Raw genomic sequence first — 12629 nt, 5'->3', positions numbered from 1 at the left:
ATTTATTTAGATTGTTTTTTTAGGGGCAATATGGTTCATTATAATTTCGGTTGCATTTTTATTCATTTCAACGAAAGTGCTACAAATATGACCTTTTTCAAAGCGAATATCTTGATTTTGAATTAAATTATCAAAAGCTTCATTCAATTCTTCTTGAGTTGAAATACAAATACAAACTTCCATATTTACCAATGCCGTTGCTTCTGGAAAATGAGAATAATTGGGCCCAATAACAATTGGAACACCAAAAGTTGCAGGTTCTAATATATTATGAACGCCAGGATTTCCAAAACCACCGCCTACATACGCAATATCAGCATAACTATAAATCTTCGTCAAAATTCCAATAGTATCAATTATAAAAACATCAAAATGCGCTAAATTTATAGGATTTGAACTTGTTAAATCAACCTCAGAAAACAAGATTGTTTTTTTAGAAATACTGTTCTTCAAAGCTTGAATTTGCTCTGTTTTGATATTGTGTGGTGCGATAATAAACTTCACATTTTCAGAAGAATTTATATACAAAACCAGCAACGATTCGTCTTTTGGCCAAGAACTTCCAACAACAATTGTCAAAGAATTATTCTTGAATTCCTCGATAAATTCTAATACATTATCACGATTCAAAATCGAGGCAACTCTATCAAAACGGGTGTCGCCAGAAACTGTTACATTCGATTTTCCAAGTTTCAATAAAAGATCTTTTGATTTTGAATTTTGCACAAAAAAATGTTCAAAAGCATTCAGGGCATTTCTGTAAAAACCGCCATACCATTTGAAAAATAATTGGTCTTCTCTAAAAATCCCTGAAATTAAATAGGTTGGCGTTTCCCGATTTTTCAACGCATTCAAATAATTTGGCCAATATTCATATTTTATGAAAAAAGCCATATCTGGTTGGACAATTCCCATAAATTTTTCTACATTGGATTGAGTATCCAACGGCAAATAAACCGTCACATCTGCAATCGTGTTATTTTTACGAACTTCATAACCGGAAGGCGAAAAAAATGTCAGCACAATAAGATGGTTGGGAAACCTACTTTTCATCCGTTCCATAACGGGCAAACCTTGTTCGTATTCGCCTAAAGAAGCGGCGTGAAACCAAATCGTCTTGTCGTAAGCCTTGATTTTATTGGATAATACTTTGTAAACGGACTTTCTTCCATCTACAAAAAGTTTTATTTTTGGATTGAAAAGTGCTGCGATTTTCAAAATAAAATCAGTAAAAACCACTATTAAATTATATAGAAACAACATAGATTGTAATTTGTGGGGCTAAAATACATCACTTTATAGAATTTTCATTGCTATAACTCATTAAATAACTATTTTTGTAATTCGTTTCGAGAAAATTTGCTTTTTTAGTAACTTTTGACTTCAAACGTATCAACATTATAACCTGTTTTATTGATGAAAAAAATCCAAATGGTTGACCTGAAAGGGCAATATGAAGTTATTAAAGAAACCGTAAATAATTCTATTCAAGAAGTTTTAGATACCAATACTTATATTAATGGACCTCAAGTTCAGCAATTTCAAAAAAATTTAGAAGAATATCTGGATGTAAAACACGTAATTCCTTGCGCAAACGGAACCGATGCCTTGCAAATCGCAATGATGGGTTTGGATTTAAAGCCTGGCGATGAGGTAATTACTGCCGATTTTACTTTTGCTGCAACTGTTGAAGTCATTGCTTTATTGCAATTAACTCCCGTTTTAGTCGATGTGGATTTGGTGAACATGAACATTTCTATCGAGGCTATTAAAAAAGCAATTACCCCAAAAACGAAAGCCATTGTTCCCGTGCATTTGTTCGGTCGCGCCGCCAATATGGAAGCGATTATGCGCATTGCAAAAGAATTTAATTTATATGTTATTGAAGATAATGCCCAAGCAATTGGTGCAAATTGCAAGTTTTCTGATGGCACAAAAAGGAAAGCTGGAACAATTGGAAACGTGGGTTCAACATCCTTTTTTCCTTCAAAAAATTTAGGTTGTTATGGAGATGGAGGGGCGATTTTCACCAATGATGATGCATTGGCGCACAAACTTAGAGGAATTGTAAATCACGGAATGTACGTTCGGTACCATCACGATGTTGTGGGCGTAAATTCCCGTTTAGACAGTATTCAAGCGGCGGTTTTGAACGCTAAATTACCTTTATTAAATCAATATAATACGGCGCGTCAAAATGCGGCTCGCAAGTATTCTGCAGCTTTTGAAGGACATAAAAATATTGTAGCACCAAGCATTTGCGACATTTGCGATTGCCACGTTTTTCACCAATATACCCTAAGAATCATCGACGGCGACAGAGATGGATTGATGCAACATTTGCTTGACAAAGCCATTCCTTGCGCAATTTATTACCCAATTCCGTTGCATTCTCAAAAGGCCTATTTGGATTCAAGATACAAAGAAGCCGATTTTCCAGTGACCAATCAATTGGTAAAAGAAGTGATTTCTTTGCCAATGCACACCGAATTGGACGACGAACAAATCAAGTTTATCACAGATTCAGTTAAAGAATTTTTTAAATAATTTTTTTAGGAGCTATTTGCTTCGCCAGTTCTCTTCGTTCGTGTCCTGCTTTTCGCTTAATCCACGCCCAAAAGCTTTGGATACCGCTGCAAACGAAGTTCACTGAATACAAATGAAAATAAAAATTAAGTGAAGTAATCAGGGCTAAAGTCGGTAACAACCAAACAATAACAGTATGAAAATTTTAGTAACAGGTGGTTTAGGATTCATTGGTTCTCACACCGTTGTAGAACTACAAAGTGAGGGTTTTGAAGTTGTCATTGTTGACAATCTTTCCAATTCATCAGAAGAGGTGTTAAATGGAATTACTGCTATTTCTGGAAAAATGCCTCTTTTTGAAAAATTGGATTTACGAGAAAAAGCGGTTGTTCAAAATTTCTTTAAAAAGCACAATGATATTGCGGGTGTGATTCACTTTGCGGCTTCAAAAGCAGTTGGCGAAAGTGTCGAAAATCCGTTGTTGTATTATGAAAATAATATCAATACGTTGGTTTATTTACTTCAAGAATTGCAACAAAAACAAGATGCGAATTTGATTTTTAGTTCTTCTTGCACGGTTTATGGACAAGCCGAAATAATGCCAATTACAGAAGATGCATCTATTCAAGCGGCGATGTCGCCTTATGGAAATACCAAGCAAATTGGTGAAGAAATCATAACCGATGTTACGAAAGTTACGAATATCAATGCGATTTTGTTGCGTTATTTTAACCCAATTGGAGCGCATCCAACAGCTGAAATCGGAGAATTGCCAATTGGCGTTCCTCAAAATTTAGTGCCATTTATTACGCAAACAGGTTTCGGATTGCGAAAAGAACTATCTGTTTACGGTAACGATTACCCTACGCCAGACGGAACTGCTGTTCGTGATTATATTCACGTTGTGGATATAGCGAAAGCCCACGTAATTGCAATGCAACGCCTGTTAAATAAGAAAAATCTAGCAAAAGTAGAAACATTTAATCTTGGAACTGGAACGGGAAGTTCGGTTTTAGAAGTGATACATGCATTCGAAAAAGTAAGCGGTCAAAAATTGCCTTACAAAATTGTCGAAAAGCGAGAAGGCGATATTACTTCGGCGTATGCCAACACCGACAAGGCCAACGATGTTTTAGGCTGGAAAGCCAAATCAACATTAGAAGAAGCAATGGCAAGCGCTTGGAAATGGGAACAAAAAATCCGTTCATAAGCACTTCGATTTAGAACATATAAATCCCAAAATAGTGTTTCTGTTTTGGGATTTTTCAGTAACAGTAATAAATTAAGCATTCATTTATATATGAATACAAATCAAAATATCTTAATAATTGGTTTTGTTTGGCCGGAGCCTAATTCTTCTGCAGCGGGAACTCGAATGGAGCAAATGCTTCTTTTGTTTAAGGAATGGGGTTGGAGTGTCACTTTTGCAACACCTGCTTTGGATAGCAATTTTATGATTGATTTGGAATCAATTGGCGTTAATAAGAAATCTATTGCCTTGAATTGTTCGAGTTTTGATGAGTTTATTCAAGAGTTGAAACCATCTATCGTACTTTTTGATCGGTTTTTGATGGAAGAACAATTTGGTTGGCGTGTTGCTGAATATTGTCCCAATGCATTAAGAATATTAGATACAATTGATTTGCATTGTTTGCGTTTGTCACGACAAAAAGCCTTCAAAGAAATGCGCGATTTTGAGATTAATGATTTGTTGACCGAAGCTATTTCTAAAAGAGAAATTGCTAGTATTCTGCGCTGTGATTGTTCGATAATGGTTTCGGAATTTGAAATGGATTTGTTGAAAAATACCTTTAAAATAGATGCTTCTTTATTGTATTATTTGCCATTATTAATAGAGCCTGTTTCTACAGATTCCATTCAAAAATGGCTGCCTTTTGAAGAAAGAAAAGATTTTATAATTATCGGAAATTTCTTACATGAACCCAATTGGAATGCGGTTCAATATTTGAAAGAAACGATTTGGCCTTTGATTAGAAAAGAAATACCAGAGTCAAATTTACTTGTATATGGAGCCTATCCTTCGCAGAAAGTTTTAGAATTGCACCAACCAAAACAAGGTTTTCATATTATGGGACGTGCTGATAATGCTCAAGAAGTAGTTTCAAAAGCAAGAATCGTTTTGGCTCCTTTGCGATTTGGAGCTGGAATAAAAGGAAAATTATTGGAAGCGATGCAATTTGGGACGCCAAGTATAACTACTTCAATAGGTGCAGAATCAATGCATGGTGATTTGCCGTGGAATGGTTTTATAAAGGATAATCCCACAGATTTTGCTGCGAAAGCAATTTCTTTATACCAAGACAAAACACTTTGGAATACAGCTCAAAAAAATGGAATTCAAATTATAGAAAAGCGGTATTTGAAATCGAACTTTATCGGGGAATTTAAAGAATATATTTTGGATCTCAATAATAATCTAAAGCCACATCGCTTGAATAATTTTATGGGTGCCTTGTTACAACATCAAACCCTTCAAAGTACTAAATACATGTCCAAATGGATTGAAGAGAAGAATAAATAAGAATAAACCACAAATAATTAAGTTCAATTACTTTTGATATTACAACATAAGATTGAAGGTCGTTTATTTATTTTAAAACTTATTAAAGTTAAAATTCTTGCTAAAAACTTCTTTTCTTATTCCTGAAAATGCCCTAAATAGTGTCGAACTTTTTGGATTATGTACTACATTAGTAATCAAGCTGGTATCTTTATTTTATAAAACTTTAAAATTCAAACATTAATGGTTTTTGATTGTTTATTATAGGATTTTTTTAACTTTTGTTATACAAATGTCTTTTTAAAAAAAAATTAATTTTGCTTATTAATATTTTCAGTTAATAATGACAAAAACCGTTGGTATAATAGGAGCTGGAATTGGTGGTTTAGCACTTGCAATTCGTCTTGCCAATAAAGGTTTTAAAGTAACTGTATTTGAAAAAAATAGTTATCCTGGTGGTAAATTGAGTGAAATAAAACTCAATGGATTTCGGTTTGACAAAGGTCCATCATTATTAACAATGCCTTCGTTAATAGATGAATTGACTAATTTACAAGGAAGCTCACATCAATTTGAATACCAGAAATTAGAAGTCATTACTAACTATTTTTATTCTGATGGAACGCAATTGAAAGCATCAGCAAATTTAGAAGAATTTGCAGAGGAAGTTCATTTAAAATTATATGAAAAAAAAGAAACTGTTTTAAAACATATTGAGCGCAATGCTTTTTATTTTAAAACTACCGAAGATTTATTTTTGAAACAATCGCTTCACCAACTTAAAAATTTTATTAATTTCAAAACTTTAAAAGGCATCTTATTTTCCCCATTCTTAGGCTTATTCGGCACGATGAACGAAAAAAATTCACAAACATTTTCTAATCCGAAAACGGTACAACTTTTCAATAGATTTGCAACATACAATGGTTCTAATCCATACAAAGCACCAGCTTTAATGAATATGATTTCGCACCTGGAGTTTAATCTTGGGGCTTATTTACCTAAAAACGGCATGCACCAAATTACAATACATCTAGTTGAATTGGCAAAGGAAGCAGGTATAACAATTAAGTATAACGAAACCGTTGAGACATTAGACGTGGGAACTCATAACCGGATTACCGCCATTAAAAGTAACGGTATAAATTATCCTTTTGATATCGTAGCAAGCGATGTAGATATTCATGTGCTTTACAAAAATTTATTGCCAAGTTCTTTTACACCTAAAAAACTAATTCAACAAGAAAAATCGAGTAGTGCATTTGTTTTTTATTGGGGAATAAATAAAGAATTTGAGGCGTTAGGTCTGCATAATATTTTGTTCAGTGATGATTATAAAAAGGAATTTGATCATTTGTTCTCAGAACAATTTCCAACTGACGACCCAACGGTTTACATTAATATTACATCAAAATATTGCAAAAATGATGCGCCAGACGGTTGCGAAAACTGGTTTGTAATGGTTAATGTACCACACAATAAAAGCGAGAGTATGAATTATGAGGCTGCTATTCGGAAAAATGTTATTGATAAAATTAATTCGATGTTGAAAACTGATATTGAAAAATATATCATTTCAGAAAGTACATTAAGTCCCGTTAATATAGAAAGCCAAACTTCTTCTTACGGCGGATCGCTTTACGGCAACTCCAGCAATAACAAATTTGCCGCTTTTTTGCGACATGCTAATTTTTCATCAAGTATCAAAAATTTGTATCTTGTAGGCGGAAGCGTTCATCCTGGTGGAGGTATCCCATTATGCCTTTTTAGCGCAAAAATAGCGAGTCAAATAATAGTAGAAAGAGAGAAAAAATGAAAGAAAAGTACAAATCATATTTTTTATATTTTTTAATTCTAGTATATGTTTCAGGTTCCATTGGATTTGTTATCAATCCTACTTTTTTCGGCCCTTTTACGCCTTATACCTTATTACTTACTTGTTTTGTTTTTTTAATTCATAGTCCACTAGCTGACAAAAAATTCCTAATTGCCTTTTTTTCTATTGCTTTTTTTGGTTTTATTGTTGAAGTAATTGGAGTAAAAACCGGATTAATTTTTGGAAAATATTCCTATGGAGACGGATTAGGATATAAATTACTTGAAGTTCCTCTGATTATATCTATCAATTGGGCGATGCTCATTTTTGCAGGAATCAGAATAGTAAGTAGTATCTTTGCAAATAAAATAGTGTCATTGGCTGTTGCTGCAATATTAGTTACGTTTATTGATTTACTAATTGAACAAGTAGCGCCAAAACTCGATTTTTGGCAATTTGAAGGAGGATTACCAGGTTTACATAATTATTTAGGTTGGATTGGAGTTGCTTTTTTAACATCCTACTTTTTCTACCCAACAATTGTAAAAGGAAATCGTAAAGTTTCTTTAATAATATTAATTTTACAAATTATATTCTTCACCTCTTTATTTATATTTATTTAACATGGAAATACTAATTAATGCAAGTATCGTTTTAGCAACTTTTATACTAACGGAATTTTCTGCTTGGGCAAATCACAAATACCTAATGCATGGTTTTATGTGGTATTTTCATGCGGATCATCACAAAAAAGACCACAAAAGTTGGTTTGAAAGAAATGATTTGTTTTTTATCATTTATGCTGTTCCGAGTTGGTTGCTAATTATGTTCGGAATGATGCACCAATATGCCTGGTATACTTGGGTTGGTTTTGGTATTTTACTTTATGGTTTGGCTTATTTTTTTGTACACGACCTAATTATTCACCAACGTTTCAAAGTTTTTACTAAATCAAAAAATGTATATGTTTTAGCGTTGCGTCGTGCACACAAAATGCATCACAAAAACACCGGAAAAGAAGGTGGCGAAAGTTTTGGGATGTTAATTATTAAGAAAAAATACATTCAAGATGCTTTAAAAAAATCTAAAACTCAATATGCCTAATTTATTTGCAGCTATTTGCAGTTTCGAAAGCTATTATCCTATCTGTTTTTCATAAATTTCACAAAAATTAAACCCATTAAATGGAATATACAAATGCTATCAATTGTCCGATTTGTAAAAAAAACGAAAGTTCTTTTTACAGGTCTACAAATGCATTAATGCATGAGCCAAATCAGGAATGTTATATTTTTAATATTTGTTTTAATTGTGAAGCTGTATTTTTGATCAATCCTGTTTCGAATGAAAATTTAGCGAAGTATTACACTGAAAATTATCTACCCTATAAAGGCCCTTCGGCATGGGGGAAATACAGCTCTTTTGTTGTTAATAGTCAGAAAAACCTAGATTTGAGGCGTGCCAATTTCGTAAAAAAATATATTAAAAAGAACGAACCAAATCTTTGTGTTTTAGATGTAGGATGCGGTAATCCAAGTTTTTTGGATTCATTGCAACAAAACTCAAAAGTAAACTGTACGGGAATTGATTTTTCAGATTCAGGTTGGAAAAGTAGAGAATACCCTAACTTAGAACTTAAAAAAATTGCAATTGAAGATTTTAATACTACTGATTTATTTGATATAATTACGCTTTGGCATTATTTAGAGCACGATTACAACTTGCATCAAACTATTGAAAAACTCTATAATTGCCTGAAACCTGGAGGGAAAATTATTATTGAAATACCCGATTATAAGAGCATTAGTGCAAAAACTCAAAAATCACATTGGCAAGGTTGGCATAGTCCAAGGCACATTTCATTGTTAACTAAAAAAAGCTTTTCGGTTTTGTTTCAGAAAGACAAATGGCAAATTTCAAGACATTTACGATACGGAACACTTGATGGATTTACTCTTTGGTGGCTTGGTAGAATGGAAAAAAAAGGAATCGATTGGTCGAGTACTATGTCAAATCATTTTTGGATGCTGGTTTTTTTAAAAGTAATCACGGCTCCTTTTTTTGTATTTGAAAAAATATTTCCCATGGGCATACAAATCTTAGTAGTCGAAAAGAAATAATCTAATTTATAATCATCTAAGTAAGTCGAAAGTTTTAATGTCGTAAAGTCAAAAGTCTACATATAGTAAAGACTATTTAAAATCAGACAATTACAATACATTTTATATTTTAAAATTCAACACTTTATTACACTTACTAATTAATATTAAAAAAAAATGAGTCAAATAACAACTTGTACCTTTTTTAAATTGGAAACTTTCCCCAACAAACTTTGGGCATTTTCACAAATGCAATTAGGTCACGCTCATTTCAAAAAAATAGAAGGATTAGTCTTTTATAAATTATTAGGTTCAGGTGCTGAAAATGGTTTTAGTTCGAAACCTAACTTTGGTACGTATGCATTATTATGCATTTGGGAATCAGAGATGCATGCTACTATTTTTTTTGAAGAAAATCCGTTTTTTAACAAGTATAAATCTAAAAGTGCTGAATCATTTACTGTTTTTGCACATGCGGCAGAAGCACATGGGAAATGGGATGGAAAACAACCTTTTATTTCTACAGCATCTTTGGTAATAGACAAACCCATTATGGTATTAACACGAGCCAGTATTCGGATTTCAAAATTAATTTCATTTTGGAGAAAAGTAGGTAATGTGAGTAAAAGCTTAGAAGATTACGATGGATTGGCACTATCTATTGGTGTTGGCGAATGGCCATTAATCCAACAAGCTACCTTAAGCATTTGGAAAACACAAGCTGAAATGATTGATTATGCCTATAAAAATGAAAAACACAAAGAGGTTGTACGACTTACCAGAAAACTAAACTGGTACAACGAAGAACTGTTTGCAAGATTTATTCCTTATAAATTTTTAGGGCAATGGAAGGGTAAAGACGTTGCCAATTTCTTGGAGTTTTAATCCTGTTTTATACAAACTTATTTTTGTCTAAACATTGTTACTTGGAAACAGTTGAAACTTTTTTATATATTTTGTAACTTTTTTGCAACTCCCAACGTATAACTATCTCAATACCTAAAAAGGGATAGAAATTATGAGACAATTAAAAATTACCAAGCAGGTAACCAACCGTGAAACGGCATCGTTAGACAAATATTTACAAGAAATTGGAAAAGTAGATTTGATTACTGCCGATGAAGAGGTAGAATTGGCTCAGAAAATTAAAGCCGGAGATCAAGCTGCACTCGAAAAATTGACGAAAGCCAATTTACGTTTCGTAGTTTCTGTGGCAAAACAATACCAAAATCAAGGACTTACACTTCCCGATTTAATTAACGAAGGAAATTTAGGTTTGATAAAAGCAGCACAACGTTTTGATGAAACTCGTGGTTTCAAATTCATTTCGTACGCCGTTTGGTGGATTCGTCAATCGATTTTGCAAGCTTTGGCGGAACAATCTCGTATCGTTCGTTTGCCTTTAAATAAAATTGGTTCTATAAATAAAATTAATAAAATGTACGCTTTGTTAGAGCAATCTAACGAAAGACCGCCTACAGCCGAAGAAATTGCTAAGGAATTAGACATGACGGTAAACGACGTAAAAGAGTCAATGAAAAACTCTGGACGTCACTTGTCAATGGATGCGCCACTTGTAGAAGGTGAAGATTCTAACCTTTACGACGTTTTGCGTTCAGGCGAATCCCCAAATCCAGACAGAAACTTGATTCAAGAATCTTTACGTACCGAAATCGAGCGCTCTTTGGAAACATTAACCCCAAGAGAAGCCGACGTCGTTCGTTTGTATTTCGGACTTGGCGACCAACACCCAATGACTTTAGAAGAAATTGGCGAAACTTTCGATTTAACTCGGGAACGCGTTCGTCAGATTAAAGAAAAAGCAATCCGCAGATTAAAACATACTTCAAGAAGCAAAATCTTGAAAACATATTTAGGATAGATTAGTCATAAAGTCTTAAAGTCGAAAGTCATAAAGTCAAAACTCTGGAATCATTTTCGGAGTTTTTTTTGGGGCGTGCCCTCGTTTAACGCGTCATTGCGAAGAATGAAGCAATCCGTAAACTCGGTCAGGCTATCCGTTGCAATCCACGAGATTGCCACGTCGAGCCTCCTCGCAATGACGTGGGATTTCCACTACTATCCTTCACGCAGACGTGCAGAATTCCTAACAATAATCCCGAATTATTCCCGAACTATCAGTACCAATAACCAATGTGATTTCGCCAATTGCATTAAAATAACTATTTTTGTACAAACAACACTACTAAAATGAAAAATACAATCATTGCCCCATCCCTACTTGCTGCCGATTTCGCCAACTTACAGCGCGACATCGAAATGATAAATAACAGTCAAGCCGATTGGTTTCATATCGACGTAATGGACGGCGTATTTGTTCCAAATATTTCCTTTGGAATGCCCGTTTTAGAAGCCATTACCAAACACGCCAAAAAAACAATCGACGTACATTTGATGATTGTAGATCCCGACCGATATATAAAAACGTTTAAAGATTTAGGCGCAGACATTCTAACCGTGCATTACGAAGCGTGCACTCATTTGCACAGAACATTACAAGCCATAAAAGCCGAAGGAATGAAAGCAGGAGTTGCACTTAATCCACATACCAATATTGATTTATTAGAAGATGTTATTAATGATATTGATTTGGTTTGTTTGATGAGTGTGAACCCAGGTTTTGGCGGGCAATCCTTCATTGAAAATACCTACACAAAAATTGAAAAATTAAAAGCATTAATAAATCGAAAAGGTGCTTCAACCATAATAGAAATTGACGGCGGCGTAACCAATAAAAATGCCAAACAATTAGTTCAAGCTGGTGCCGATGTTTTGGTAGCTGGAAATTATGTTTTCAAAGCCGAAAACCCAACACAAACCATTGCCAAGTTGAAAAAAATGACTGCGATTTAATTACTTATTAAATCCATAAAAAAAGTCCAAGAGAAATCTTGGACTTTTTTTTGTGAATTATTTGTCTTATTCTCAAACTATATCACAGAGTTTCTAGCCAATTTAGTTATGAAAATGTCGTGAAATTGAGATTTGTAAAAAATTTATTTATTGTACGGATATTGAAACTTCTAAATCCCAATCATTTATTATTGATGATGATTAGTTAGAAAATTGTCTTCGTAAACAAATTTTAAATTTAATTTGAACGTTTATTACCAATAAGTACCGTTTATTGCTGTATGTTACCACTTATTACTTTGTGTTATAAAACCAATATTAAATGCTTTAGTTTTGAAAAAAATAGATGGTTTTCATTCAAATAATAAAGCATGTCAATTAATCATTTTAAAGAGTATTTTGGAAATCAGACAATTCAAATGAAACGATAATTATCAAAAATTAATTAAAAAGAATTACCATACATCAATTTTAAATTTAAATCTTCATTATGAAAAAAAACTCTCGATTTTTTATTGCAGCACTCCTGTTTTTATCAGCAAGTAGTTCCTTTTCTCAAGCAGCCTTCAACGTTAGTAGCGGCGCTAGCATTGTTACTACTGGAGCTGTCACTATTGACTACGGCGGCGGTACTTTGACAAACAACGGTACCATAACCAATACCGACGGAACACTCCGTTTTTCAGGTCCTGTTACGTTTGCAGGCGCAAACACAATAAACACCAAAAACTTTACTGTAGCCCATTCCGGTACAAGTGTGTTGAGTAACCGAATTACTGTGACTGGCGCTTTA

At 33.5% G+C, this 12629-nt stretch carries 12 protein-coding genes; 11 read left to right on the top strand and 1 reads right to left on the bottom strand.

The window, feature by feature from the left end; all coding sequences use genetic code 11:
* Positions 1–6: 6 nt before the first annotated feature.
* Positions 7–1263 carry a 3-deoxy-D-manno-octulosonic acid transferase gene (locus AC9UEH_RS06305; protein WP_509529714.1) on the bottom strand — a complete coding sequence of 419 codons (1257 nt, stop codon included), beginning with the start codon at positions 1261–1263 and terminating at the stop codon, positions 7–9.
* A gap of 153 nt (positions 1264–1416) precedes the next feature.
* Between AC9UEH_RS06305 and AC9UEH_RS06300 the strand changes: the two genes are divergently transcribed.
* The 11 genes from AC9UEH_RS06300 to AC9UEH_RS06250 all read left to right on the top strand — a co-directional run.
* Complete coding sequence (locus AC9UEH_RS06300) at positions 1417–2547, top strand: DegT/DnrJ/EryC1/StrS family aminotransferase (RefSeq protein ID WP_509529712.1); 1131 nt, start codon at positions 1417–1419, stop codon at positions 2545–2547.
* A gap of 175 nt (positions 2548–2722) precedes the next feature.
* Positions 2723–3736 (top strand): UDP-glucose 4-epimerase GalE, encoded by a 1014-nt coding sequence (gene galE / locus AC9UEH_RS06295; protein ID WP_509529710.1) that lies wholly within the window; start codon positions 2723–2725, stop codon positions 3734–3736.
* Positions 3737–3826: 90 nt separating this feature from the next.
* Positions 3827–5068 (top strand): glycosyltransferase, encoded by a 1242-nt coding sequence (locus AC9UEH_RS06290; protein WP_509529707.1) that lies wholly within the window; start codon positions 3827–3829, stop codon positions 5066–5068.
* A gap of 322 nt (positions 5069–5390) precedes the next feature.
* Positions 5391–6863 carry a 1-hydroxycarotenoid 3,4-desaturase CrtD gene (gene crtD, locus AC9UEH_RS06285; RefSeq protein ID WP_509529705.1) on the top strand — a complete coding sequence of 491 codons (1473 nt, stop codon included), beginning with the start codon at positions 5391–5393 and terminating at the stop codon, positions 6861–6863.
* Positions 6860–7486, top strand: a complete 627-nt coding sequence (locus tag AC9UEH_RS06280) for a carotenoid biosynthesis protein (RefSeq protein ID WP_509529703.1) — start codon at positions 6860–6862, stop codon at positions 7484–7486. The genes crtD and AC9UEH_RS06280 overlap by 4 nt, the downstream gene beginning before the upstream one ends.
* 1 nt (position 7487) lies before the next feature.
* A complete protein-coding gene (locus AC9UEH_RS06275; protein ID WP_509529700.1) occupies positions 7488–7967 on the top strand; it encodes a sterol desaturase family protein in 480 nt (159 codons plus the stop codon).
* Positions 7968–8047: 80 nt separating this feature from the next.
* Positions 8048–8983, top strand: a complete 936-nt coding sequence (locus AC9UEH_RS06270; RefSeq protein ID WP_509529698.1) for a class I SAM-dependent methyltransferase — start codon at positions 8048–8050, stop codon at positions 8981–8983.
* 156 nt (positions 8984–9139) lie between these two features.
* Positions 9140–9847 (top strand): DUF3291 domain-containing protein, encoded by a 708-nt coding sequence (locus AC9UEH_RS06265; protein WP_509529696.1) that lies wholly within the window; start codon positions 9140–9142, stop codon positions 9845–9847.
* A 133-nt stretch (positions 9848–9980) separates the two neighbouring features.
* Positions 9981–10844: a sigma-70 family RNA polymerase sigma factor gene (locus AC9UEH_RS06260; protein ID WP_509529693.1), complete on the top strand. Its 864-nt coding sequence runs from the start codon at positions 9981–9983 to the stop codon at positions 10842–10844.
* Between the two features lie 329 nt (positions 10845–11173).
* On the top strand, positions 11174–11836 hold the full coding sequence (gene rpe / locus AC9UEH_RS06255) for a ribulose-phosphate 3-epimerase (protein WP_509529690.1): 663 nt from the start codon (positions 11174–11176) through the stop codon (positions 11834–11836).
* A 490-nt stretch (positions 11837–12326) separates the two neighbouring features.
* Positions 12327–12629: hypothetical protein (locus AC9UEH_RS06250; RefSeq protein ID WP_509529687.1), on the top strand; the 303-nt coding region annotated here is incomplete at its 3' end.

The organism is Flavobacterium sp. (assembly GCF_040402835.1).
In the GTDB taxonomy this organism is placed as follows: domain Bacteria; phylum Bacteroidota; class Bacteroidia; order Flavobacteriales; family Flavobacteriaceae; genus Flavobacterium.
The sequence above is the reverse complement of the archived record's forward strand: the minus strand, read 5'-3'. Positions and strand labels throughout refer to the sequence as shown.